Below are 25,004 nucleotides of genomic sequence, written 5' to 3' on the forward strand. Positions count from 1 at the left end.
TCAAGGCGCCAGGCATTACTCCTTGGCGTCACCGCGGGCGAAGATGCTGGCCACGAAGTTCAGCACGTCCGTGGAGCAGATCTCGCAGTACCCGTAGTTCTTCATCATCCGGTCCTTCACCAGGTCGATCTTCTCCTGGGTCTCCTTGTCCACGACGGACGACACCAGGTTCTTGAGCTTGATGCTGTCCTTCTGGTCCTCGAACAGCTTCAGCTCCAGCGCCTTGTGCAGCCGCTCGTTGGTCCGGTAGTTGAAGGTCTTGCCCTCCACGGCGAGCGCGCCGATGTAGTTCATGATCTCCCCGCGGAAGTCGTCCTTGCGGCTCTCCGGGATGTCGATCTTCTCTTCAATCGACCGCATCAAGCGCTCGTCCGGCACCTCGTAGATGCCGGTGTACTTGTTGCGGACCTTCTCCTTCTGGGTGAAGGCCTTGATGTTGTCGATGTAGTTGCCGCACAGCTTGCCGATGGCGTCCTCGTCGGCGCTGATGGCGCGCTGGACCTCGTTCTTGACGATGTCCTCGTACTCCTGCTTCACCGTGGTGAGCAGCTCCTTCATCCGCTTGCGCGCGTCCTCGGTGTTGATGAGGGAGTGCGTCTTCAAGCCGGCTTCCAACTCGTTGAGCACCATGAAGGGGTTGATGCAGCCCTCGCCCTTGTCGCTCACCAGGGCGTTGGAGATTTTATCCTGGATGTAGCGGGCGCTGATGCCCTCCAGGCCCTCGCGCACGGACTCCTTGCGCAGCTCCTTGATGTTGTCCTCGGTGAAGTTGGGGAGCGTCTTGCCGTTGTAGAGCTTGAGCTTCTGCAGGAGCGACAGGTTGTGCTTCTTGGGCTCCTCCAGGCGCGTGAGGACGGCCCACATGGCGGCCATCTCCAGCGTGTGCGGGGCGATGTGCTTGCCCTTGATGGCGCGGGAGTTGAAGTCCTTCTCGTAGATCTTCACCTCCTCCGCGAGCTTGGTGATGTACGGGATGTCAATCTTCACCGTACGGTCGCGCAAGGCCTCCATGAACTCGTTGTTCTCGAGCTTCTTGTACTCGGGCTCGTTGGTGTGCCCGATGATGACCTCGTCGATGTCCGTCTGAGGGAACTTCTTCGGCTTGATCTTGTGCTCCTGCGACGCGCCGAGCAGGTCGTAGAGGAACGCGACGTCCAGCTTGAGCACTTCCACGAATTCAATGACGCCGCGGTTGGCGATGTTGAACTCGCCGTCGAAGTTGAAGGCGCGCGGGTCGGAGTCCGAGCCGTACTCGGCGATCTTCCGGTAGTTGATGTCGCCGGTGAGCTCCGTGGAGTCCTGGTTCTTTTCGTCCTTGGGCTGGAAGGTGCCAATGCCCACGCGGTCCTTCTCACTGAAGATGAGCCGGTTGACGTGGACGTGGCCCATGACCTGGGCGAAGTCACCGCCGTACTGGGTCATCAGCTCCTTGAAGACGAAGCGGCAGGCGGGGCACAGCTCGCAGCCGCCGGGAATCGTGTAGCCGGACTCCGGCGGGGACAGCTCGGAGAAGACCTTGTCACGCCACTCGCGCGGGATGAGGTTGAGGGGCTCCTCGTTCATCGGGCACTTCATCTTCTCCTTCGTCACCGTGCCGTCTGGCTGCTTCTTGTCGGTGAGCCAGGAGAAGGTGTACGCGGCGCCCTCCGGCGTCTTGGAGTACTCCTCCATGCCCTTCTTGAGCAGGCGGGCGATGGTGGACTTGGACGAGCCCACGGGGCCGTGCAGGAGGATGACGCGCTTCTCCGTGCCGTAGCCTTGCGCCGCGGACTTGAAGACGTTGACCAGCTTCATCAGCGGCACGTCCAGGCCGAAGATGGCGTCCCGGCCGCCGAAGCGCTCGTCACTGAAGAAGTGGTAGCGGGTGAGCTTCTTCTTGTTGTCGATGTACTCCGACTTCCCGTGGCTGAGGATCATGTCGTAGATCCTCTGGAAGGCGGTGCGGGTGACCTTGGGGTTCTTGCGGACGATTTCGAGGTAGTCCTCGAAAGAGCCCTCCCAGTTGAGTTCCGCGTAGGTCTTCACGTCCTGGAACGCGGCGATTCTGGAGACCCACGAGCCCTTCTCAGCGTCCTTCATGTCTCTCCCTCGTAGCCTCACAGGAGGACGCGAGGACTCGCGTGCTTCCGGGGGGCCAACATGGTGAACCTGGAGGGCTGGAAGGCCATTCCACACCCACTCCGAAGAGGTCCCAGGCGACGACAATCGCGATGCTTCAGCCCCTTCGGGACCCCGCCGCGGAGTGGGACCGCGCGTTCGGCTCGTGTCGGAGGGGAGCCGCCCTCCTCCACGGGGTGAAAAGGCACTTCGATTATAAGGACCGGGACGCGCGCTGGGAGGAGCCCCCCCGGTGCGATGTGTCCGGTCCCACCTCACCCAAGCGCGTACTTCCCGACGCTTGGGCTTTCGCTGGAGGACATCCCGTCCGGGCAGGCCCTCACTGTGGGGCGGCGTCCGTGTCCGCTCCACATGTCGGCGTGACAGCCGGCGCACCGGTTCCATCCCGCCCAGAAGGGTGCGTAACGGCGCGAATCCCACGCTGCCCGGCGAAGTGATTCCCGAGGAGAGACAGGGCAGGCGGGCGGGCACCGGGCAGGTGGGTGGGGCGCTGACTTGGCTTTGGGTCCTGCCTGCGTATCCTCGCGCCCTCCATGGTTCCCGTTTCGAGTCCCGCCGCCCCTGCTTCCCCTCCCACCGCCGTGCCCGGTCTGTCCGCGGTGCCCGCACCCCAGCCCGAGCCGTCCACCCGGTGGTTGGTGGGCCTGCTGCTCCTGGCGGCGCTGCTGCCCCGGTTGGGGGTGTTCTTCATCAACGAGAACCTCTTCGGGGACGCGGTGGTGCGCACGGAGCTGGCGGAGCGGTGGTTGGCCGACCCCCACGTCATCACGTCCTACAAGGACGGCACGTTCCAGTTCGGGCCCCTGCACGTGTACCTGGTGGGCGCGGTGCTGTCGGTGTTCGAGCGCGACGTCGCGGGCCGGCTGGTGAGCCTGCTGTTCGGGGTGGCGTCGGTGGTGCCGCTGTTCGCGCTGACGCGGCGGCTGTTCGGCTGGCGCGCGGGCGTGGCCGCGGGGTTGGCCTTCAGCGCGTGGGGCATGCACCTGCAGTTCTCCACCACCGCGGGCAGCGAGGCGGTGTCGCTCTTCTTCATGCTGGCGGTGTTCGCGCTGGTGGCGGAAGGCGTGGAGGAGAACCGCTTCCAGCCGCTCTTCTGGGGCGCGGTGCTGCTCAACTTCGCGTGCGCGCTCCGCTACGACGCGTGGATGTACATCCCGCTGATCACCGTGGCGCTGGTGTTCAGCAGCGAGGACCGGGTGGCGTCCCTGACGCGCGCGGTGGGCTTTGGCCTGGTGTGCCTGCCGTTCCCGCTGTTGTGGATGCAGGGCAACGAGCTGGCGCACGGCGATCCGTTCTTCCCCATCAAGGCGGTGGAGGACTTCCACAAGCAGTGGGTGGCCGACTCCGGTGGGGCGGGGGGCGCGCTGGGCTGGCGGCTGCAGCAGCTGGGGTTCTGGCCCGCGGTGGCGCTCTTCACGCTGACGCCCGGCGTGGCGCTGCTGGGGGGCGTGGGCATGGTGCGCGCGTGGAAGAAGCACCCGGAGACGCGCTGGCTGGTGGTGATGGCGGTGCTGCCTTCGCTGTACTTCACCCTGCGCGCGGCGGTGCTCCTGAACTTCGTGCCCCTGGCGCGCTTCACGGTGACGCAGCTGGTGCTGCTGCCGGTGTTCATGGCGCCGGGCCTGGCGGCGCTGGTGGGCCACAAGGGGGCCTTCGCGCGCCGCGCGGTGGTGGGCGTGAGCGCGGTGCTGGCGGTGGTGATGCCGGTGGCGCTGGGCATCTACACCTTCCGCACCGAGGGCGGGCTTCATGACTCGCTGCGCCCGGTGAGCCCCACGTCCACGAACCCCGTGGCGGTGATGCAGGTGGCGCGCTACCTCAAGGAGGAGCTGGCGGCGAAGGGCGGCGCGGCGGCCATCGACGATGATCCGAGCTACATGGACCTGCAGGTGGCCTTCTTCTCCACGCTGCCGGAGATGCGCATGGCGCGCGTGCGCTGGGACACCTTCCGCCAGCGCATGGCGGACGCGCGGCCGGAGGTGCTGGTGCGCTTCGACGGCGGCAAGCTGGTGAAGGACCCGGGCGTGAAGCTGGACGGGCGCACGCTGACGCTCGACGGCGTGGCGTACCAGGAGCAGGACGGCTTCTCCGCGCCGTTGCACGTGTACCGGCGCCAGCCGTAGTCCGTCAGGGCCTCCCGGAGGTGCTGCTCAGCCCTCCGGGTCGTAGTCGTCGTCGTAGCCGTCTTCGTAGCCCTGGTCCTTGGGGCGGTGCGCGTCCAGCCAGCCCTGCAGGATGAACTGCGCGGCGAGCTGGTCGATGACCTCCCGCCGCTTCTCCCGGCGCACGTCCGCCTCCAGCAGGGTGCGCTGGGCGGCCACGGTGGACAGCCGCTCGTCCCAGAGTTCCACGGGCAGTCCCAGGGCGCTCTCCAGCACCTGCGCGAACTTGCGCGAGGCCTCCGCGCGGGGCCCCTCCGTGCCGTTCATGTTGAGGGGCAGCCCCAGGACGAAGCGCGTCACCTCGTGTTCCTTCACGAGCCGGGACAGCTCCGCCAGGTCCCCCTTGAGCGACGTGCGCCGCACGGTGGTGACCGTCTGGGCGGTGAGCCCCAGTCCATCCGAGACGGCCACCCCGATGGTCTTGGTGCCGTAGTCGAGCCCGAAGGTGCGCATGGGCGCGGGACTCTAGCCGCAATCCTCCGGGACGGACCGACCCGTCCGTGGGTGGGGACGCGGACGGCGGGCCCCGTGGGCCAACCCCGCGTTTCGACTCGCCCCGAGCGCCCGGCCGCCCGGCACCGCCGCTGCAATGCCTGTCCGCGTCCGAAGAGACGGCGCGCGGCACCTGGCAGCACCCACTTCAACCCGTCGCGCGGGAGTGCTGATGCTCGACATCCTGAAAGGCGTGGCGAACCTGCTGGGCGGTCCCATGGCCGCCGTGACCGACCTGGCGGGGGACGCCCTGGGGCTTCCCCCCGTCCTCACGAACTCCATCAAGACGGCCGTGGGGGTGATGAGCGGCAACGTGATGATGGCGGCCAGCGGCGCGCTGGGCGTGGCGGATGAGCTGAAAAAGAACCCTGCCGCGAAGACGGAGTACTGCGCGCCCCAGGACGCGGCGAAGGCGGGCGCGGGCTACGCGAGCTCCGGGGCGTCGGGCGCTTCGCAGGCGGGGGGCGCGTCCGGAAGCCGCAGCCCGCTGGACCCCAAGCTGCTGGACTACGCGGACTCGCTGCGCACGCTGGAGGCGAACTTCGGCTACCTGGACCTGCTGGACGGCAAGAAGGACGGCTCGCTGTCGCACGCGGACCTCCAGCGCGTCTCGCAGGACAAGAACGTGTCGCCGTCTCTCCGGGACGCGGCCAGGTTCCTCGTCGAGAACCGGCCCTTCTTCGAACAGGTGGACACGGCGAAGAAGAACCTCCTGATGCTGAAGGTGCCGGGCCTGAACGATGACCGCATCGAGCTGGTGGGCCTCCAGCAGGAGTCCAAGCGGGTGGCCGCGGAGTTCGCGAAGTACGGACGTCCGGAGCGGCCGGGCCGTCCTGCTCCTTCGCCGTCGGACTGCGCGCCCCCGCCGTCGGACTGCGCGCCGCCCAAGACCGGTGGGGGTTCAGGGCCGGGGCCGGGAAGCGGGGCAGGGCGGCCGGGCACCGGCGGCACGGGGCGGCCGGGGACGGGCACGGGGAGCACGGACGGGGGCGTGTCGGGCCGGCCGGGTCATGGCGGCGGAAGCACCGGGGGCACGGGGCGGCCGGGGGGCAGCGGCGGCGCGGGGGCGGCGGATCCGGACCTCCAGGAGTACGCCGACGCGCTCCAGGTGCTGGACGAGAACTGGGACACCTTCGACACGGCGAAGGGGACGAAGGACGGCAAGCTGACGATGGCGGACCTGGAGGCGGTGCTGGACAGCCCGGCGGCGTCCTCCACGCTCAAGCGCGCCGCGCAGTTCTTCACGGACCACCCGGAGTACTGGCACCGCCTGGAGATGGCGGCGGGCGGCGGCCGGGACGGCGTCACCAGCTGGCAGGACCTGGACGCGGCGCTGGACTCGGTGCCGAAGCCGTCGAGCGGCGGCGGCCGGAGCACGGGCGGCTCGCGGGCCCGGGACATCGTGGACAACCCGAACCTGAGCATCGAGCAGAAGGTGCAGGCCCTGCTCATGGGCATCACGAACGACACGGACGACGAGCTGCTGGACGTGATGAACGAGATGGCCAGCGCCCGCGAGGAGCGCGCCACGCTGGGCACCAGCGACGCGGACAAGGCGCGCGGCGCGAAGCTGGACACCGGCATGCAGGAGCTGGAGCTGCGGCTTCAGACGCTGATGGAGAAGCGCAAGGCCATGTTCGACCTGATGAGCAACATGTCTTCGAAGTTCAACGAGATGGCGAAGACGGCCATCTCCAACCTGCGCAGCGCGTGAGGGCCGCCATGGGACGCATCATCAAGCACGAAGGCGGCGAGGGACGGACGATGGAGACCGGAACGGCGCGCAGGCTGAAGGCGTTCGCGCGGGGGGAGACGACCTGGGCGGAGGTGGAGGGGATGACCTTCGAGGAGGCGAAGGCCATCGCGCAGGTGGGCTGCGACCTGGCGGCGGCGGGCCGGCTGGAGGAGGCGCGCATCCTCTTCGAGGGGCTCGTGGAGGGGAACCCGAAGGACTCCGCGGCGCACGCGGCGCTGGGCACCGTGTACCAGAAGCTCGGGAGGGTGGAGGACGCGCTCACCGAGTACACGCACGCGCTCACCGGAGACCCGCGCAACCCCGTGGCGCTGACGGGCCGGGGCGAGCTGCACCTGCGCCGGGGCGAGCGTCAGGGCTTCACGGACATCGCGAACGCGGTGGAGGTGGATCCGCATGGCGAGACGTCCGCGGGGCGCCGCGCGAAGGCCCTGGTGAAGGCCATCACCCTGGTGGCGGTGGAGAAGCTGAAGGAGGGCGCCCCGCCGACGTGAGCGGTTGAAGGGGGAGACGTTTCAAGACGGATGTGCCGCCGGACAGTTGGGGAGCGGTCCGGGGGCGGCCGGCCGGAGGGTGGGCCTGGATGGCGAGGGGGAATGGTGTGGAGGCCCATCCACCGGCGGCTTCTTGAAACAGGTTCAGGGCGTGTCGAGCGCGACGAGCCGTTCCCCGATGGGGGGATGGCTCATGCCCTTGAGCACGACCCAGCGGGGAGGCTCGGGGTCCATCTTGTTCACCCGGGCGGCCTTCACCAGCATGCGGCGGAAGGCGCCGGGGTCGCCGGTGAGGTTCAGGCCGTAGCGGTCCGCCTCGCGCTCGCGCTCGCGGGAGAGCGCCCCGGAGACGGGGGCCGCGAACGTGATGAGCAGGAACACCACCAGGGAAACCAGCGGCAGGGTGCGGATGTCGCCCAGGCGCTGGACGCCCCACCAGCCCCTGCGGGCGGACAGGCGCAGCAACTGGTCGATGAGGAAGAGCAGGGCCAGCACCGCGAGCGAGGACGCGATGCGGCCGGGCCAGCGGGGCTCGTTCACGTGGCCCGCCTCGTGCGCCACCGCGGCCAGGATTTCGTCCTCCGCGAGCTCCTTCAGGATGACGTCGTTGAGGACGATGGTGCGCGTGGGGCCCTGGCCGGCGAAGTACGCCTGGATGCGCCTGGACGCCACGGACGTCTTCTCCACCACCACGTCGGAGAAGGTGATGTCCGCCTTGCGCATCAGCCCGGTGATGCGCGAGCGCAGCGGCCCCTCAGGGAGGGGCGTCTGGTCGAAGTAGAGGCGGGCGCGGTACGGGTCCAGGGCGGAGGACACCAGCATCAGCAGGGCCACGGGCACGCCCAGCACCAGCCACCACCGGCGCACGCGGCGGGCCAGGCCATACAGGCCCACCACGAGCGCCGTCAGCGCGATGGCGCCCACCAGGGTGCCCTTGAACCACATCCACGCGAAGGTCGCGGGCGTGTCGTTGGACAGGCCGTGCCGGTGCTCCAGCACGTAGAAGAAGTACACGTTCGCGGGGGCGTAGAGTAGCTGCGTGGCCAGGTCGATGAAGAGCGCGAAGAGCAGCGCGGCCCCCCAGCCGGGCTCGCCCCACAGCCGGTCCATGGCGCTGAAGAAGGCGCGGCTCACCGGAGCCTTGCGCAGCTTCGCGCCAAGCCCGCGCTCCAGCGACGCCGCCGCGGCCGTCGCCCCCCGGTACACGGGCCGCACGAGCACGGCCAGGATGAGCGCGGACAGGGCCAGCCGCACCAGCGGGTCCACCGCCGCCCGGATGTAATAGGGCTGGTGGTAGGCGTGGATGTCGGCGAGCTGCTCCGGGGTGAAGAGCGGTTCCATGGCCGGCGGAGGGCGCTAGCGGTGCTTCGCGCCCGCGTTGGAGGCGGGCATGGGCACGGAGACCTCGTCCGGCCCTGTGTCGGCATCCGCGTCCGCGAGCAGCAGCGACTTCACCTTCTCCAGGCTCTGGCGGGTGCGGTCCACGAAGGCGTTCTGGGAGCCGATGCGCTCGGCGGCCTCCAGCGTGCGCTCGTAGATGTTGATGGACTTGGTGAGCAGCACGCGGATCTTCTTGCGCAGCTCCTGGCGGTAGACCTCCGCCTCCTCGGCGTTGAGCTCCGGGGGCGTGGGCGAGTTCACCATGTGCTCGTGGAGGTTCTCGTACAGGGCGCCAATCTGCGCGCCCGCGGCGGTGGCCCAGTAGCCGTTGCCCACGCGGATGGCGCGCAGGTAGTGGCCCTGCGCGGACAACAGCAGCTCCGCCTTGTAGTTGAGGTCCTGCGCCAGCCCGTCGCTGCCCCGGCTGGCCTCCAGCTTCACGGCCTCGTAGTGCAGCCGGTAGATCTCCCCCACGAAGAAGTGCGCCTGCGCGGGGAAGTAGTCCTCCACCTCCGCCTTGTCCGGCAGGGCGTCATACGCGGCCAGCGCCTTGCGCAGCGTCCCTTCCGCGTCGTCGGTGCGGCCTGCCTCCACCTGGCAGATGCCCTGCTGTACCTGCGCCTCGATGCGGCGGCCCGCGGGCAGGTCCGCGCGCGAGGCCAGCGTCGTCAAGAGCTTCACCGCCTCCTCGTAGCGCTCCAGGTGGTAGAGCGTCTCCGCCACGCGGAAGGACGCGTCCAGCGCGTCGCCCTGGCCCTTCTCCGGCTCCGCCAGGTCGGAGAAGCGCCCGTAGGCGTCGTCCCACTCCTTGAGGCGCTGGTGCGCGAGGCCCGCGTTGTAGAGGGCCTGCCGGCGGTGCGGGCTGTTGGGGTGGAAGTCCGCGAGCCGGCCGAAGTAGCGCGCCGCCTGCTTGAAGTCGTTGGCGGCGAAGGCGGAGGTGCCGCCCGCGAAGAGCTCCTCGTCGTTGAGCTTGTCCAGCTCCAGGTCCGCCGTCACCGTGACGGGGTCGAACTCCACGACCTGCTTGTTCGCCGTGGCGTCCGGCTTCGCCGCCGCGCCCGTGGTGCGGCAGCCCGTGAGCGTCAGGCCCAGGCCCAACACGCCCACCCACAGCCACCGCCGGGCGACTCCGGCCGACTCCATCCGCTTCCTGCCGTGCATGCAGCTCACTCCCATCCGGTGCGGCCCCGGACATCGACACCCCGGAGACCCGCCAGGTTCCCGGAGCGCTCTTCCGCGGTGCTTCCAGCGCCCGCCAGTCTAATGCGGGAGCGCCCCGGGTGCCCTGCCGCCTGGCGTGAACGCCCGCATGCGCCGGAAATGCCCGGCGGCTCCGGGCCTCCGGCCTTGTCACGCGGGGTGGGGGAGGGCGCTCAGGCGAGGACGTCGTCGCCCAGGAGGTAGCGGCCGGTGCCCCACAGCGCGGTGAGGTCGTGCACGTCCAGCCCGAAGCGCGGCACCTGGATGAGGGGCGTGCCCGGACAGGCCTCGCGCAGCTGCGCCATGCCCTCCAGGTCCTGCTGCGCCAGCACCTGGAGCTCGCGCAGCGTCTCCTCCACCTTCGCGCGCCGGGTGGGCGTCAGCGTGGCCGCGTCCTCCCACTGCGCCTGGGTGGGCAGCGGGTGCACGCGGTTCACCACGATGGCCGTCATCTCCATGCGGTTCTGCTTGAGCAGCTTGTGGAAGTGGATGGCCTCGTCCAGCCGCTCCGGGTTGGGGCTCGTCACCAGCACGAAGCCCGTCGTCTTGTCCTCCAGGAGCTCGCGCACGCCCCGGGCGCGCTCGCGGAAGCCCTCGTTCATGGAGGAGAGCGTCAGCATGAAGGAGGACAGCTCCTGGAGCATCTCCGTGCCGGTGAAGCGCGACAGCGCGCGCGTCACGTAGCTGCCGCCCAGGTTGAAGAGGGACAGGCCCACCTTGCCCGCCTTCAGCGCGGGCGTGAGCAGCCACTTGGCCGCTTCGTTGTCCAGGAAGTCCAGCACCCGGTTGGGCGCGTCCAGGAAGTCCAGCGCGTGCGCGGTGGGCGGCGTGTCCAGCACCACCAGCTCGTAGTCCGTGCTGCGGCGCAGGTCCCAGACCTTCTCCATGGCGATGTACTCCTGGCTGCCCGCCAGGGCCGTGGAGAGGGACTGATAGAAGCGGTTGGCGAAGATGCGCTCGCGCTGCTCCGGCGGGGCCACGCGGGTGATGAGGTCGTCCCAGGTGGCCTTCATGTCCAGCATCATCGCGTGCAAGGCCGCCCGGGGCTTCACGCCCATGCCCTCCAGCACGGACGCGGGAACCTCCGCCTCCTCGTTGCCCAGACCGGACAGGCCCAGGGAGTTGGCCAGGCGCTTCGCCGGGTCGATGGTGCACACGATGCTGGGCCGGCCATCCACCGCCGCGCGCAGCGCGAGCGTCGCCGCCACCGTCGTCTTGCCCACGCCGCCAGAGCCCACGCAGATGAGCACGCGCTTGTTCGCGAGCGCCGCTTGCAGCGCCGTCATGCTCCCGTGCCTCCGGTCACCATCGCGTTCAGGTGCCCCATCACCGTCTCCACCGCGTCCCGTCCGAAGCGCGGCACGAACAATCTGGGCACCGTGTACACCGGCGCGTGGAGGTTGCGCTCCAGCTTCGTGCCCGCGAGCACCGCCTGCGACGCGCGGTCATGGTGCGCCTGGGCCACGCGCATGAGCTCCGGGTGGCCCGCGAGCGCCTCCAAATCCGCCTCCGTGAAGCGCTGGGGGAAGGCCTGGTTGAGCACCGCCGCGTGCGTGCGGATGTGCACCCGGTCCCTCAGCGCGCTGTGCAGCTCCAGCGCCTCGTTCACCGGCATCTCCTCCGGCAGCGCCACCAGCACCGCGGCGGTGACGGACGGGTCCACCAGGAGGTCGCGCATCTTCAACGCCTCGCGCGTCATGGGCCCCGGCGGCACCGTCTGCAGGAGCACCTGCGGCACGCTCAAGAACGAGATGGCGTGGCCGGTGGCGGGCGCGTCCAGCACCAGCGTGTCGTACTTCCAGCGGCCGTCCGGCAGCTTCTCCTGGAGGTGGAAGAGAATCTTGCCCAGCAGCACCAGCTCCTGGAGCGACGGGATGAAGCGCAGGAAGTAGCGCACCAGCCGGTTCTCGAAGACCGTCTTGTAGAGGGTCTCGAAGCGCAGGACCATCAGGCCGTACTCGCGCATGGCCTCCTGGGGGCGCACGTCCACCGCCCAGAGGTTCTCCTCCAGCAGCTTCACCTCCGGGCCCGCTTCGGGCAGCTCCAGGATGCGGCTGACGCGCTCCTGCGTGTTCACTTCACACACCAGGGTGCGCCGTCCGGCGCGCACCGAGGCCAGGGCCAGGGCGGCGGCGATGGTCGTCTTCCCCACGCCCCCCTTGCCAGAGACGATCCACAGGCGTTTGTCGAGCAGTCCGGCCATAGAGGGCGCGCGAACCGTAGGGATGGGCTCCCGGAGAGTCAACGAGAGTCCACGAGCGGAAATCCCCAATGTTGCCCTGCTTGACACGTCGCGTTGGCCCCTCCCAGAGTGCGGCGTCCTCTTCCTGACGTCCCGCCTGTCCCGACGGCCGAGCCGCCGTATCCCCGGGGGGCCGGACCTGAACGGTTCCAAGACCATGCTGAAGAACAACCCGGTGATGAAGAAGCTCGTGGAGACGGGCGAGGAGCGCGTGGGCAAGCTCGCGCAGCAGCTGCTCTCCAACGAGAAGTTCGTGGCGGCGGTGCAGACGCTGGTGTCCCGCTCGCTCGCGGCGAAGGGGACGCTGGACTCGGCGCTGCGCACGGCGCTGTCCGCCATGAACCTGCCGTCCACGGCGGACCTGGAGCAGCTGCGCTCGAAGGTGGACGACCTGGAGAAGCTGCTCGCGTCCGTCGAGGGCAAGCTGGACACGCTGGTGTCGAACACGTCCTCGAAGAAGAAGGGGTAGGGCGCGGCACACGCCCCCAAAGGCCATGCGGCGCATCGCGTTCATCAACGAGAAGGGCGGCACCTGCAAGACGACGCTCGCGGTGAACACCGCCGCGTGGCTCGCGCTGGAGCAGCGCCGCCGCGTGCTGCTGGTGGACCTGGACACGCAGGGCCACGCGGGCAAGTCACTGGGCCTGGACGTGCGCACGCTGCCGAAGAACGTCTTCCACCTGCTCACCGACCCGGAGGTGCCCCTGTCCTCCGTGGTGCGCCCCACGGGGGTGAGCGGGCTGGACGTGGTGCCCGCGTACAAGGAGATGGCGGACTTCCCGGTGGTGGTGGCGCAGGACCCGCGGCGCGCGCACCGGCTGGCGGACCGCATGCGGGAGGCGCAAGACGCGGGCTACGACCTGGTGCTGTTCGACGCGCCTCCGTCCATGGGGCTCACCACGCGCAACATCCTGGTGGCGGCCTCGGAGGTGGTGGTGCCGGTGGCGCTGACATACCTGGCGCTGGACGGGTGCGCGGAGCTGGCGGAGACGGTGCGCCAGGTGGGCGAGGCGGAAGGGCGCACGGATCTACGCGTCACCCGGGTGGTACCCACGCTGTACCGCAAGACGGCGCTGGCCACGGCCATCCTGGAGCGCCTGCGGGCGTACTTCCCGGACGCGCTCGCCGCCACGCCGCTGGGCTACAGCGTCAAGGTGGACGAGGCGCAGAGCCACGGGAAGACCATCTGGGAGTACGCACCCCGGAGCCCGGGGGCGCGGATGCTCGCGGCCATCGCGGCGGAGATTGACGGCGGGGCCCCTCCCGCGAAGCGGAAGCGGGCCCGGACGAAGGTGGCCTGAAGCGCCCCGCGCCCGCTTCCTCACGGGCGCCACGGCGTTCAGGCTCGGGTGCTTCAGGACGCGCTCGGGTCCTTCTTGTCGCCCTTCTCCACGGCGTCGAGCTTCTTCTCCAGCTCCTCCAGCCGCTGCGCGAGCGCCTGCATGTCGCGGCCCAGGGCGGGGAGGTTGCCGGTGAGGTTCTCCACGACCTGCTTCACGCGCTCGTCGATGCGGCGCTGGAAGTCCTCGAAGGCGCGCTGGCTGGCCTTGAGCAGCTCCGCCGGGTTGAGGCTCGCGGCGTTGCCTTCGGAGGCCTGCGGCGCGGGCGCGGCCGTGGTGGCCTCCGCGGGGGGGGCCTCCTGCAGGCTGCCGTCCTCGCGGCGCAGCAGCTTGTCCAGCCGCTGCTCGGCCTCCTCGCGGATGGAGGCCACGCGCGGCGAGACCTCCTTCTGGATGAACCCGGAGATGGACTCGCCGGGGTGGCGGATGATCTCCCGCAGCACCGACAGCGGCATCTGGTTCTTCTTCTTCTCCTCTTCGAAGATGATCTGCGCGAGGGTGACCGAGGTCAGGTCTTCCTTCGTGCGGTTGTCGACAATCCGCACCTCGGTGCCCTCCTTGATCATCGCGGCGATCTCATCGAGCGTGACGTACCGGCTCTCCACGGTGTCGTAGAGCTTCCGGTTCGTGTAGCGCTTGATGATCTTCGGCTCCTTGGTGTTGCTGGGAGCGTTTGCTTGCTCGGCCTCGCTCATGTCTGTCGTCTCCGACCCCGGCTGCGCCTTGGCATTTACTGGTTTACTTCTTGATTTCCAAAGGGGCGAACCTCGTATCAAAGGGGTTGGAAGCGAGCAAGTTACCCGGGTCCGACTCGCCGTGGTTGCCGGGTGGGCCTATGCTCTGAGTCCCCCCGACCCGACCCCATGATCGTCCAGTGCGAACAGTGCCAGACGCGGTTCAAGATCCCCGACGAGAAGGTGACGGAAAAAGGGGTCAAGGTCCGCTGCACCAAATGTCAGAACACTTTTCGGGTCGCGCGTGAGCCCGCACAGGCCACGAGCGCCCCCGCGCCCGCTGGCCCTCCGGCCGGGCAGGCGGACCCGTTCCAGGCGTTCGGAGCCGCCCCGGAGCCCACCGGTGAGGTCACCCGGCCGGGTGCCGCGTACTACGCGCCCGGCGCCCCCGCGGTGAAGTCCCAGGTCCAGTCCTGGGGTGACGTGGATGTGGACATCGACGTGGACGCGTCGCAAGCGGCCCCCGCCGGGGCGATGATGCCGTTCGACCCGCCCACGCCGGTTCCGGGCGTCGCGTCCCGGCGACAGGCTGCCCCGCCGCCACCACCCCCGAATCCGGTCGTGCCGGACCTGGAGGACCCGTTCGCGGACTTCATGCTGGACGGGCCCTCGCCAGGTGCTCCGGTGGCCGCTCCCCCGCCGGCCGTGATGGCTTCTCCAGCTGCGGCGCCCCGCCCGGTGCCTCCGGGGGCCTTCGCGCCTCCCGCCGCCCGGGCCGCGCCTCCCGGTGCGTTCGCGGTGGGGAACGCGGGTGCGCCGCGTCCGGCGGCCGTGGCTCCGAGCGGACCGGGTGCGTTCGCTGCGGAGGGCGCGCCTCCGGGTGGACCTCCGAAGCCGGTGGCGCCCAGGGGGCCGGTGGCTCCTCCGCCTCCTGGCGCCGCTCCCGCACGTACCGCCACGCCTCCTGGGGCCGTGGCCGCTCCGCCTCCTGGCGCCGCTCCGGGGCGCTCCGCCATGCCTGCTGGGGCCATGGGGGCTCCGCCTCCTGGCGCCGCTCCGGCGCGTGCCTCCATGCCTGCTGGGGCCGTGGCTCCTCCGCCTCCTGGCGCTGCTCCGGGGCGGGCCGCCATGCCTCCGGGGCCGGGTGCCTTCCCGGGCGGGAGCCCGGCACCGTCAGGCGCTGCTCCCGCGCGGGCCGCCATGCCTCCGGCGGGCGCTCCCGTCGCGCGCATGCCCCTGGCGTCGGTCCCTGCCGGGGCGTCGCGTCCCGTGGCTTCTCCGGCCCTGGCCGCCGGCTCGACGGACCTCGCGCCGGACCCGCTCTTCGACTTCTCCCTCGATGCTCCGGCGGTCCCGGACGCGGCGGCCCTGCGCCATGCCGCGAACGTCGCCGCGGCGCCCTCGCCAAGTGGCGCCACTGCGGTGGGCCCGGAGGTGTCCGCGCAGGGCTTCGAGAGCGAGGATCCGTTCGCGTCCATCGACGTGGCGGCTCCGTCCCCGGGCTTGTCCGCTGGCCCCGAGGACACCCACGTCGGTCCGGACCCGTACGCCGCGCCCGGGGATGCCCCTGGCGAGGACACTCACGCCGGTCCAGAGCCGATGGGCGACCTGTTCGACTTCTCCGGCGCCGGGGCCTCCGGCGAGGAGGGGCTGGCCGCCTCCGACACCGGCCGCGCCGCGCTGCTGGGGGACGTGCCCTCGGAAGCGGGCGTGGAGGAGCCCGGCGGCATCTCGCTCCTGAGCGACGTGCCCGCGTATGACGACGGCGACCCGTTCAAGATCACCACGCCCCGCCGCGAGGTGGTGGACCTGGCCAGCATGCGCTCCGGGCCGGCCGTCACCGTGGCCAAGCCCTCCGCCCGCATCGAGGACGTGGGCATGCCCCAGCGGCGGATGCCCGGCCGCGCGAGGAAGCTGACGGGGCTGGTCCTCAACCTCACCATCGCCACCGCGCTGGTGGTGGCCCTGGGCGCGCTGGGCACCCTGTACCTGCGCGACGGCAAGGTGGACGCCTCCACGCTGTCCCCGGACCGCCTGCGCACGCTGGTGATGCCCGCGTCCCGCCCGTTCATCGCGAGCGACGTGTCCAACGGCCTTTATGAGACGCGCGATGGCCGCATGCTCTTCGTCGTGCGCGGAGAGGCGGAGAACCGCACTGGCGCCGCCGCGGCCGTGCGCGTGCGCGCCGCCCTCTTCGACGGCGACCAGCGGGTGCGCTCCACGGAAGGGCTCGCGGGCGCGCTGGCCACGCCGGAGGAGCTGCACGCCATCACCACCCGCGAGGCCGCCACCGCGCTCCGCCAGCGCATGGACGCGGCGTCCCCGCCGGTGCCGCCGGGCGGCAAGGTGCCCTTCCTGGTGCTGTTCCAGGAGTTCCCCGCGGACCTCACCGGCCACCGGCTGGAGGTGACGCTGGAGCCCATCCCCTCCGAACCCACCGCGGACCGCACGGGAGGCTGAAGCGTCATGTCCACGCTGGAGGAGGCCCGCGCGCTCGCGCGCAACCTGCACGCCCTGGGAGGAGGCGCCACCGTGCGCCGCAAGGCCGCCGCGCGCGAGCTGGCCCGGCGTGAGCCGTTCGACACGAACGAGCTCATCGGCCACCTGCTGGCGCTGTCCCGCGCCGGGCAGGCCCCCGCCACCTGCGTGCTGTCGGACTTCCTGGCCGCGCTGGACCAGGAGGCCGAGCACATCCCCCATGTTGAGGCGCTCCGGCGCATGGCCCACGTGCAGTCGCTGGAGGCGGTGGCGGACCTCTTCGCCCAGGGCCCCGCGCGCAAGGAGCTGGACGCGGACGCCGCCGCCCGCGCGGACGCGCAGGCCGCCAACCAGTCGCTGGGCCACCTGAAGCAGCAGGCCCGCCTCACGCGCGACCCGGACGTGCTGTCGCGCCTGGCCACCGTGAGCAACCCGGCCGTGCTGCGCAACGTGCTCATCAACCCGCGCCTCACCGAGGACCTGGTGGTGCGCATCGCGGCGCGCAGGCCCGCGCGTCCGGAGCCGCTCGTCGAAATCTGGAAGTCGCCGCGCTGGTCCGTGCGCCCCAAGGTGCGCCGCGCGCTCGTCTTCAACCCGTACCTGCCGCCGGAGGTGGGCGCCAAGCTGGTGCCGCTGCTCGGCACCGCGGACCTGCGCGAGCTGGTGGAGGACACCGGGCTTCTGCCCGCGCTGCGTCAGCAGGCCGCGCGCCTGCTGCTCTCGCCAGCGCCCGGCAGCCCGCCCGGCCCGCTGGTGCTGCCGACAGGGGAGGAGTTCTAGGAGCGGCGGTCCTTGGAGGAGCCGTCGGTGTAGTCCGCGTCGGTGGTGCCCCGGCGCGAGTGGGGCAGGTGCTTCACGTCCACCAGGTCGTCGCCGCGCGACGCCTTGCGGAACGAGTAGACGAACTTGCCCACCGCGTTGCCCAACTGCCCCATCCGGGCGGCCGAGAAGACCACCAGCAGGATGAAGCCGAGGATGAGGAACTCTCCGAGGCCCAGCATGCGTCGGACACTGCAATAAACCCACCCGCGAGGCAAGTCGCGCCGCCGCGTCCGCCCCTGGACGCCCTCGCCACGCCGGCGCTGCGCGCGAAGAGCGTTTGAGCGCACACTGCGCGCCCATGCTCCTGCTCGCTCACCGTGGTGCCAGCGCCGACGCTCCCGAGAACACCCTGGAGGCCTTCGCGGAGGCCGTGCGCCAGGGCGCGGACGGCGTGGAGCTGGACGCCATGGTGTGCGGCTCCGGCGAGGTGGTGGTGTGCCACGACAAGCGCCTGGACCGCCTGGCCCATCAGCCCTGGGAGGTGCGCACCACGCCCTGGTGGAAGCTCTCCCGCGCGGACGTGGGCACGCCCCTGGGCTTCGCCCCCGCGCGCATCCCGCTGTTGGAGGAGGTGCTGGACGCGCTGCCGGGGCACTTCCTGGTCAACATCGAGCTGAAGTGCGACCGCTTCGACGACGGCGGCCTGGCGGCGGGCGTGGCGCGGCTGTTGCGCGAGCGCGACCTGGAGGGCCGCGTGGTGGTGTCCAGCTTCAACCCGCTGTGCCTCTTCCGGCTGGCGGCGGTGGCGCCCACGCTGCGCCGGGGCTTCCTCATCGACCCGGACAAGCCCTGGGCGCTGCAGGCGTACGCGCTGAGCCCGCTGGTGTCCTCGCACTCGGTGCACCCCTTCCACGAGGCGTGCACACCGGAGCGCGTGGCGGCGTGGAACGACGCGGGCCTGCGCGTGGCGGCGTGGACGGTGGACGACCCCCGGCGCGCCCGCGAGCTGCGGGACCTGGGGGTATCCTACCTCATCACCAACCGCCCGGGCCGCGTGCGCGAGGCCCTGCGCTGACTAGAAGTCCAGGCCCAGCGTGGTGTTGAAGGCGAAGACGGAGGGCAGGTCGCGGCTGCCGGCGCCCTCCTGGTCGAAGCTGCCCAGGTTGGTAAGCGAAATCTCCGCGCCCAGCTGCAGCACGCCGCCAATGAAGCGCGCGCCCGCATAGAAGCGCGGGGTGAGGTTGTCCCCCGCGTTCACCCGCGAGTACGGCGCGGTGTTGGTCAGCGCGTCGCGCGAGTCGTTGCCCGCCGTGCTCGCCGGGGGGCGGCTCGGGTCGAAGTCCAGCGTGCGCGTGGTGGCGCTGACGAAGTTCAGGTCCAGGCCGCCGTAGGGCGTGAGCGTCACCATGCCGCCCAGGGGGAACTGCTTGCCCACGCCGATGTCCAGGCCCGTGGTGGTCAGGTCCAGGTTGTGCGCGCCGAACAGCTTCGTCACGTGCAGGCGCAGGCCCACGTCCGGCAGGTAGGTGAAGCCCTCGTTGACGGCCCACTTCAGCTCGCCCGTGGCCGTCACCATGCTGCTCTTCTCGATCCAGCCCACGCGCCCGCCCAGCTCCAGCGAGAAGGGCAGGCCCTTGCGCACGTGGAGGGACGGCACCAGCACGGAGCCCGGCTGCTCGGCCTCCGTGGGCAGCTGCACGTCCTCCGGGAGCGACACGACGGACAGCTCCGCGTTGAACGCGAAGCCCGAGTGCCCCGTGGTGCGCGGGGGCATCAGGTTCGCGGACGTCATCACCGCGCCGAACGTGCGCGCGAAGGCGCGGAAGTCCGCGCTGGCTTCGGCGAACTCGGTGTTGGTGATGACGGAAGAGGAGCCCCGGCGTTCAACGCCGAAACGGGAAAGAACCAGGTCGTTGTCGTCCGCATGGGCCGCGGCCCCTGACAGCGCCGTCGCAAGCACCAGCCACCGACTGAACGTCCGCATGGGGGAATCACGCCTCCGGGACGCATGCCGGCCAAGCGGGCGCCCACCTCCGGCGGACCCTAAATCGGCCCTCGATGAAGCGTCAACAAAACGGGCGGCCCTCCCCCAGGGAAACGCTCCCCGGTGCGAGGGGAGCGTCCGCTGGAAGCGAGCCGCCCGTGGGTCAGGCGCTCCGGGGCGGGCCCCGGAGGAGGATTACTGCTGGCGCGGCTTCACCGGCGTGGTGGCCGCGGCGGCGGGCGTCGCCACCTTCTGGGCCACCTCCGCCGGACGGCGGCGGATGACCAGCGTGCGGCGGCTGGCGAACTCGGTGCTCTCACGAGCCACCACCAGCACGTTGTTGTTGCCCTCCTTGAGCGCGAAGTCGGAGGTGAACTTCAGCGTGTGGGGCTCGCCGCCCTTGGGGTCCACGGCCTTGAAGTAGACCTTCTGGTCGTTGACCAGCACGTAGACGTCCAGGAGGCCGTTGGGGTCCTTCACCGCGCCGGTGAGGGTGAACTTGTCGCCGTTCACCACCACGCCGCCGTGGGACGGATCCACGTCCAGCTTGATGTCCGGCGGCTGGTGCGTCGTCGTGTACGCCACCGTCTTGGGCGCCTGGGCCTTGCCGCTCTTCACTTCCTTCGCGTCCTGGGTGCGCACGAAGGCGAAGCGGTCCTTCTCCAGCGCGACCTTGTAGAAGCCCTTGGTGGTGGCCTCCAGGGCCAGCGTGGCGCCCTGCGGCAGCTTCGCCACCGGACGCGCGTCCGCGGTGGGCGAGGCGAACAGCTCCGCCTTGTCGTTGAGCTTCACCAGGCCCTTCTTCGCCTCCAGCGGGGCCACGGGGCCGTCCTTCACGGGCAGCTGGAGCTTCTCCAGGACGAACTCCTCCAGGGGCTCATCCAGGATGGCCAGCTTCAGCGGGAAGGTGTCGCCCTTGAAGCCCTTCTTCAGGGACACCTGGAAGCGCGCCGTCTTGGTCTCACCGGGCTTGATCTCCCCCAGTTTGAAGCGGCCCTTCTCGATGAAGATGTTCGCGTCGCCGCCGTTCTTGATCTGCGCGAACGAGTCCAGCGCCGGGCCCACGCCCGTGTTGGTGACGTCCATCACCACCGTGACGTCCTCGCCGCGCTGCACGACGCCGTCGCCGTTGCACTCGGCGCAGTCATCCACCACCTGCCAGTTGAAGGCGAACGTGGGGCGGGGCAGCTCCACGAAGGACAGCTCCGACACCAGGGTGTCGCGCAGCGCGCCGTTGTCGTCGAACAGCTTCACCTTCACGTCGTCGCGGCGGCTGGTGAGGTCCTTGGGCAGGCGCACCTGCACCTTCCAGGACTTCTTCTCACCCGGGGCGATGGCGCCGAAGAGGAACTCGCGGCGGTCGAGGAACGCGTTGTCGCTCTCCGTCCAGCCACGCACGCGCTTGAGCGGCTCGGTGCCCTTGTTCTCCACGTGGATGACCATGTCCAGCTGCTCGCCGGCGGCGATCTTCGCGTCGGCGCCCGGGGAGAAGCTGGCGTCCAGCTGCACGTTCTTGGGCGTGGGACCGGGGCTCCAGTCCAGGCCGAGCGCGGCGATGGCGTTGTTGATGCGCTGCTCCTCCTCGTTGCGCTTCTGCTCCACGAACGCCTTGCCCTTGGCGATCTGCTCGTTGCGCTTCACCGCCGGGACCTTCAGGACGAAGTCGCGGGCGAACTGGACCTCGAAGTCCTCCTTGATCTCCTCCTGGGACTCCGCGTCCAGCTGGTCATCCAGGTCCTCGCCCTGGCCGGCCACGTCCACGTCCAGGAGCGGATCATTCTGGCCGTGCTCCTTCTTGTCCTTGGCGCCGGGCTTGGCGGCGACCTTCTCCTTGGGCTCTTCCTTCTTGGCGGCGGCCTGGGCGGCCTTCTCGTCCACCTTCAGGTACTTGAGGCTGGTGCCCGGCTTCTCGCGGTCCAGCACCTCTTCGCGCTTCTTGGCGACGGTGGAGGACTCCGGGTTGCCGAAGTGCTGATCCAGGTCCGCTTCACCCATGGACTTGCGCGGCGCGAACACGTCCACCCGGTCCGCGGTGACGCGCGTGGGGACCAGCTGGATGTCCGGCACGATGCCCACTTCCTGGATGGAGACGTCACCCGGGGTGAGGTACTTGGCGATGGTCAGCTTGAGCGCGCTGTCGTCCGGGAAGTCGTAGAGCACCTGCACGCTGCCCTTGCCGAACGTCTGGCGCCCGATGATGACCGCGCGGTCCAGGTTCTTGAGCGCGCCCGCGACGATTTCAGACGCGGAGGCGCTGCCCGCGTTCACCAGCACCGCGATGGGGTAGTTCTCCTCGCCGTCCGTCATGCGCGCGCGCTTCTCCTCGCGCAGCTTGTCGCTGAAGCCCACCGTCGCGACGATGGTGCCCTTGGACAGGAACGTGTCCGACACCTGGATGGCCTGCTCCAGGAGGCCGCCCGGGTTGCCGCGCAGGTCGAGCACCAGGCCCTTGAAGCCGCCCTTGGCGTCCGCCTGCTTGCGGATGTCCGTCAGCGCGGCCTCCAGGTCGCGCGTGGTGTTGCCCTGGAAGTTCTTCAGGCGCACGTAGCCCACGCCGCCCGCGAGCAGCTTGTGCTGCACGGACTCAATCGAAATCATGGCGCGCGCCACCGTCATGTTGCGCGGCTTGTCCCAGCCGTCGCGCTCCACGGTGATGGTGATGCGGCTGTCCACCGGACCGCGCAGCTTGGACACGGCCTCGTTGAGGTCCATGTTGACGGTGGACTCCTCGCCAATCTTCTTGATGCGGTCGTCCTTCTGGATGCCGGCGCGCGACGCGGGCGTCTTGGGCAGCACCTTCACCACGGTGAGGTTGCCCTCCTTCATCTGGATGACGAAGCCCAGGCCGCCGAACTCGCCCTTGGTGGACAGCTTCATCTCCCGGTACAGCTCCGGGCGCAGCAGCACCGAGTGGGGGTCGAGCGTGGAGAGCATGCCGTTGACGGCCGCGTACTCGATGTCCCGCGTCTCCTCGATGGGACGCATGTTCTTGGACAGGAAGTCGAACACGTCCTTCAGCGCGAAGGACATCTTCCACAGGGAGTCCACGTGGGAGATGTCGAACTCCTTCTGCTTGCCGTTGACGTTGACGTTGAGCTTGCCCGTCTCCGGGTTGCCGTCCACGAGCACGTCCGGAACGCTCTTCTCCACGTACTCCAGGGAGGCGATCATCATCTCCTTGGGCTTCACCCGCTTCGGGTCGACGTAGTTCTCCTTCACGTAGAGGATGACCTTCGTGAGGACGCGGAGGCTGTTGAGGTCGTGAGGAGCCTTCTCGCCCTTGTTGGCGGAAGGCAGCGCGCCGTCCCAGGAGTCCTGCCCCGCCTCCGCCGCTCCCACGGTGAGCGGGAGGGGCGCACGGTCACTGCCTGCGAATGCCCAGGCCCCCAACAGAACGGCGACGGCGGTGATGCGGCGGAAGATACGCGGCATGCGGTTCATCCCAGCTGGGGCGCGAGAGGCGCCCCGGGTGATGCGTGAAAAGCCCTGTGAATCCGAACGGTTCAGCGTGAGCCAAGGGACCTGGCGGCGGCCGGGCAAGCCTAATCACGGCTTCCTGGTGCTTCAAGGCATGGCCTTGTCACTAGCGACCGAGAACGTCTGCCGCAGGCAATGCGTTCCCGATCGGCCCGGACGTACGGACAGCCGGCGTCCCCCTTTATTTCGCGTCCGCCCGGGCATCGGGTGGCGGGGGCAGGTCCCCGGCCTGCCTCAGGGCCCGGTAGAGCAGGGTGCCCCCGACGATGGCCACCGGGAGGAAGAGGGTGTTGAGGATGGGCACCCACAGGAGCAGGTAGACGCCCGCGCCGAAGCCCAGGCAGAGGGCCCGGCGCTCGCGCAGCATGCGGCGCACCTCGGCGAAGGGGTACAGGTGGCGCGTCATGGGCGTGGCCAGGTGCTCCGCCGCCATCCAGAGCATGGTCCACAGGCTGGCCAGCACGGTGAACGCCACGCTGCCCAGGCCCGGGACGAAGTTCAGCGGCAGGAGCACCGCCAGCCCCAGGAGGAGCAGCGCCATGCGGGCGAGCGTGTGCAACAGCCCGGTCGTCAGGCCCCGCAGGAAGGATGCGGGGGAGAGCACGGCGTCCGCCCCCGCACACTCGGCCTCGGTGGCCTCCGACATCGGGTCCTGTAGCGGGGTGAGCAAGAGGGGCGGCACGACGTTGGCGCCCACCACCCAGGCGACCAGCGCGCCCAGCACCAGCGCGGTGTACCAGGCGGCCTGCCCGTACCAGGAGTCGGGCCGGGTCCACATGGACGCCAGGAGCCCGGGGGCGTAGCGGTAGAGGAGGACGGCCAGTCCCACCAGGGTGATGGCGGTGAGGACGGCGCACAGGCTGGAGAGCAGGAAGAGGCGGCGCGAGCGGAAGATGAGCTTGAAGGCCCGGCCGAGCACCCCCACGCCCTGGAGGAAATCCGACAGACGGGGCCGGGGAGACAGGGTGGGGACGGGGGATGCAGGACGCATGGGGTCGGGGTGCTCAAATGAGGGCAAGGCCAACGGGCCCCGTTATATAGGGCGCCCTCATGTCCCTCGACCTCAAGCGCGTGGCCTCCGAGCCCCTCACTTCCGCCGCCCCCCTGGTGGATGAGCTTCGCAAGGCGGAGAAGCCCCGGACCGAGCATCGGCTCGGGCTGGAGCACGAGAAGTTCATCTACCCCGTGGGGTCCGCCCAACCCCCGACCTACGAGGGACCGCACGGGATTGGCGCCCTCCTGGAGCGCATCGCCCCGGGAGGCTACGAGCGCTTCCGGGAGACGCCCCAGTCGCCGGTCATCGCCCTGCAGCGCGGGATGGCGGCCATCTCCCTGGAGCCGGGCGGGCAGTTCGAATTGTCCGGCAGCCCGTTCCGCACGGCGCGCGAGGCGCACCAGGAGAACCTGGAGCACCTGAAGGAGACGAAGGCGGCGGCCTCCAGCCTGGGGCTGCGGCTGGTGGCGCTGGGCTACCGGCCGGTGGGCGCGCCCGGGGCGGGTGGGGTGGAGATGCCCTGGATGCCCAAGACGCGCTACCAGGTGATGCGCCGCACGCTGCCGGAGCGCGGCCGGCTGGCGCTGAACATGATGCTGATGACGTCCACCGGGCAGGTGTCGCTGGACTGGGCGGACGAGGCGGACTGTGTGCGCAAGACGGTGGTGGTGGCGCGCCTGACGCCGCTGCTGGTGGCGCTGTACGCCAACAGCCCGCTCGTGGAGGGCAAGCCGTCCGGGTACATGTCCTTCCGCAGCCGCGTCTGGGAAGAGGTGGACCCCACGCGCTGCGGCTACCTGCCGTCCTGGTTCGACGGCTCGTTCTCCTATCAGGCGTATGTGGACTGGGCGCTGGACGCGCCGCTCCTGTTCCTGCGCCGCGAGGGCGAGTACCGCCACCCGAAGCTCACCTTCCGCCAGTTGATGAAGGAGGGCTACGAGGGCAAGCCGCCGGACATGGGGGACTGGACGGACCACCTGTCCACGCTCTTCCCGGAGGTGCGGCTCAAGAAGGTGCTGGAGGTGCGCGGCGCGGACTGCGCCAGCGCGGCGATGACGGGGGCCCTGGGGGCACTCTGGCGCGGCATCCTTTATGACGCGCAGGCGCTGGCGGAGGCGGAGCTGCTCCTGCCTCGGCTCACCTTCACGGAGCACCTGGCCTTCCACGACACCGCGCGCCGCGAGGGACTGGCCGGGAAGCTGGGGCCGCACGCGCTGCACCAGCTGGCCAGGGAGATGGTGGCCATCGCGAAGCGGGGGTTGCAGCGGTTGGACCCCGAGGACGCGCCGCTGCTCGCGCCGCTGGAGGCGGTGGCGACTTCGGGCCAGTCTCCGGCGCAGGCGGTGCTGGACGCGTGGAAAGAAGATCCGCGTCCGGAAGTGCTGATGACGCGCTTCGAGCTGTGAGGCCGTGACGCGTCCGCGGGGGCGTTGAGTCCCGCGGACGCGGTGGTG

Annotated in this window: 20 protein-coding genes; 9 read left to right on the forward strand and 11 right to left on the reverse strand. The window is 70.1% G+C overall.

Annotation, left to right across the window (positions count from 1 at the left end; translation table 11 throughout):
* Positions 1-15: 15 nt before the first annotated feature.
* On the reverse strand, positions 16-2,079 hold the full coding sequence (locus tag JYJ93_RS11700) for a serine protein kinase (protein WP_206789660.1): 2,064 nt from the start codon (positions 2,077-2,079) through the stop codon (positions 16-18).
* 572 nt (positions 2,080-2,651) lie between these two features.
* Here JYJ93_RS11700 and JYJ93_RS11705 point away from each other — a divergent pair.
* Complete coding sequence (locus JYJ93_RS11705) at positions 2,652-4,241, forward strand: glycosyltransferase family 39 protein (RefSeq protein ID WP_206789662.1); 1,590 nt, start codon at positions 2,652-2,654, stop codon at positions 4,239-4,241.
* A gap of 27 nt (positions 4,242-4,268) precedes the next feature.
* Here JYJ93_RS11705 and ruvX read toward each other — a convergent pair whose 3' ends face one another.
* A complete protein-coding gene (gene ruvX, locus JYJ93_RS11710) occupies positions 4,269-4,733 on the reverse strand; it encodes a Holliday junction resolvase RuvX (protein ID WP_206789664.1) in 465 nt (154 codons plus the stop codon).
* Positions 4,734-4,944: 211 nt separating this feature from the next.
* Here ruvX and JYJ93_RS11715 point away from each other — a divergent pair, with 211 nt between their 5' ends.
* Positions 4,945-6,486, forward strand: a complete 1,542-nt coding sequence (locus JYJ93_RS11715) for a hypothetical protein (protein ID WP_206789666.1) — start codon at positions 4,945-4,947, stop codon at positions 6,484-6,486.
* A gap of 8 nt (positions 6,487-6,494) precedes the next feature.
* Positions 6,495-7,019 (forward strand): tetratricopeptide repeat protein, encoded by a 525-nt coding sequence (locus tag JYJ93_RS11720; RefSeq protein WP_206789669.1) that lies wholly within the window; start codon positions 6,495-6,497, stop codon positions 7,017-7,019.
* A gap of 144 nt (positions 7,020-7,163) precedes the next feature.
* On the opposite strand, the gene JYJ93_RS11725 is transcribed toward JYJ93_RS11720, so the two are convergent.
* The 4 genes from JYJ93_RS11725 to JYJ93_RS11740 form a co-directional block, all read right to left on the reverse strand.
* Positions 7,164-8,360 carry a M48 family metalloprotease gene (locus JYJ93_RS11725; protein WP_206789680.1) on the reverse strand — a complete coding sequence of 399 codons (1,197 nt, stop codon included), beginning with the start codon at positions 8,358-8,360 and terminating at the stop codon, positions 7,164-7,166.
* Between the two features lie 15 nt (positions 8,361-8,375).
* A complete protein-coding gene (locus JYJ93_RS11730) occupies positions 8,376-9,560 on the reverse strand; it encodes a tetratricopeptide repeat protein (protein ID WP_206789682.1) in 1,185 nt (394 codons plus the stop codon).
* A 212-nt stretch (positions 9,561-9,772) separates the two neighbouring features.
* Positions 9,773-10,885: an ArsA family ATPase gene (locus JYJ93_RS11735; RefSeq protein ID WP_206789684.1), complete on the reverse strand. Its 1,113-nt coding sequence runs from the start codon at positions 10,883-10,885 to the stop codon at positions 9,773-9,775.
* Positions 10,882-11,802 carry an ArsA family ATPase gene (locus JYJ93_RS11740; protein ID WP_206789686.1) on the reverse strand — a complete coding sequence of 307 codons (921 nt, stop codon included), beginning with the start codon at positions 11,800-11,802 and terminating at the stop codon, positions 10,882-10,884. Before JYJ93_RS11740 ends, JYJ93_RS11735 begins: the two co-directional genes overlap by 4 nt.
* 196 nt (positions 11,803-11,998) lie before the next feature.
* On the opposite strand from JYJ93_RS11740, the gene JYJ93_RS11745 reads away from it, so the two are divergent.
* Both JYJ93_RS11745 and JYJ93_RS11750 read left to right on the forward strand, forming a co-directional pair.
* Positions 11,999-12,310 carry a hypothetical protein gene (locus tag JYJ93_RS11745; RefSeq protein ID WP_206789688.1) on the forward strand — a complete coding sequence of 104 codons (312 nt, stop codon included), beginning with the start codon at positions 11,999-12,001 and terminating at the stop codon, positions 12,308-12,310.
* Between the two features lie 25 nt (positions 12,311-12,335).
* A complete protein-coding gene (locus tag JYJ93_RS11750) occupies positions 12,336-13,142 on the forward strand; it encodes a ParA family protein (RefSeq protein ID WP_206789690.1) in 807 nt (268 codons plus the stop codon).
* Positions 13,143-13,195: 53 nt separating this feature from the next.
* On the opposite strand, the gene JYJ93_RS11755 is transcribed toward JYJ93_RS11750, so the two are convergent.
* Complete coding sequence (locus tag JYJ93_RS11755; protein WP_206789699.1) at positions 13,196-13,876, reverse strand: polyhydroxyalkanoate synthesis regulator DNA-binding domain-containing protein; 681 nt, start codon at positions 13,874-13,876, stop codon at positions 13,196-13,198.
* A gap of 1,248 nt (positions 13,877-15,124) precedes the next feature.
* On the opposite strand from JYJ93_RS11755, the gene JYJ93_RS39960 reads away from it, so the two are divergent.
* Positions 15,125-16,315 carry a hypothetical protein gene (locus JYJ93_RS39960; RefSeq protein WP_242543775.1) on the forward strand — a complete coding sequence of 397 codons (1,191 nt, stop codon included), beginning with the start codon at positions 15,125-15,127 and terminating at the stop codon, positions 16,313-16,315.
* A gap of 6 nt (positions 16,316-16,321) precedes the next feature.
* The gene (locus JYJ93_RS11765) at positions 16,322-17,113 is read left to right on the forward strand and encodes a hypothetical protein (protein ID WP_206789704.1); all 792 of its coding nucleotides are present in this window, start codon (positions 16,322-16,324) and stop codon (positions 17,111-17,113) included.
* On the opposite strand, the gene JYJ93_RS11770 is transcribed toward JYJ93_RS11765, so the two are convergent.
* Positions 17,110-17,334, reverse strand: a complete 225-nt coding sequence (locus JYJ93_RS11770; protein ID WP_206789713.1) for a twin-arginine translocase TatA/TatE family subunit — start codon at positions 17,332-17,334, stop codon at positions 17,110-17,112. The genes JYJ93_RS11765 and JYJ93_RS11770 overlap by 4 nt on opposite strands.
* Before the next feature lie 119 nt (positions 17,335-17,453).
* On the opposite strand from JYJ93_RS11770, the gene JYJ93_RS11775 reads away from it, so the two are divergent.
* Positions 17,454-18,170, forward strand: coding sequence for a glycerophosphodiester phosphodiesterase family protein (locus JYJ93_RS11775; RefSeq protein ID WP_206789715.1), 717 nt, complete (start codon positions 17,454-17,456; stop codon positions 18,168-18,170).
* Here JYJ93_RS11775 and JYJ93_RS11780 read toward each other — a convergent pair whose 3' ends face one another.
* The 3 genes from JYJ93_RS11780 to JYJ93_RS11790 form a co-directional block, all read right to left on the reverse strand.
* On the reverse strand, positions 18,171-19,079 hold the full coding sequence (locus JYJ93_RS11780) for a hypothetical protein (protein WP_206789717.1): 909 nt from the start codon (positions 19,077-19,079) through the stop codon (positions 18,171-18,173).
* 195 nt (positions 19,080-19,274) lie between these two features.
* Positions 19,275-22,520: an MXAN_5808 family serine peptidase gene (locus tag JYJ93_RS11785; protein ID WP_206789728.1), complete on the reverse strand. Its 3,246-nt coding sequence runs from the start codon at positions 22,518-22,520 to the stop codon at positions 19,275-19,277.
* 217 nt (positions 22,521-22,737) lie between these two features.
* Positions 22,738-23,547, reverse strand: a complete 810-nt coding sequence (locus JYJ93_RS11790) for an EI24 domain-containing protein (RefSeq protein WP_206789738.1) — start codon at positions 23,545-23,547, stop codon at positions 22,738-22,740.
* Between the two features lie 59 nt (positions 23,548-23,606).
* On the opposite strand from JYJ93_RS11790, the gene JYJ93_RS11795 reads away from it, so the two are divergent.
* On the forward strand, positions 23,607-24,956 hold the full coding sequence (locus JYJ93_RS11795) for a glutamate-cysteine ligase family protein (protein WP_206789740.1): 1,350 nt from the start codon (positions 23,607-23,609) through the stop codon (positions 24,954-24,956).
* The last annotated feature ends 48 nt before the right edge of the window (positions 24,957-25,004 follow it).

It is taken from the genome of Corallococcus sp. NCSPR001 (genome assembly GCF_017309135.1).
Lineage (GTDB): Bacteria > Myxococcota > Myxococcia > Myxococcales > Myxococcaceae > Corallococcus.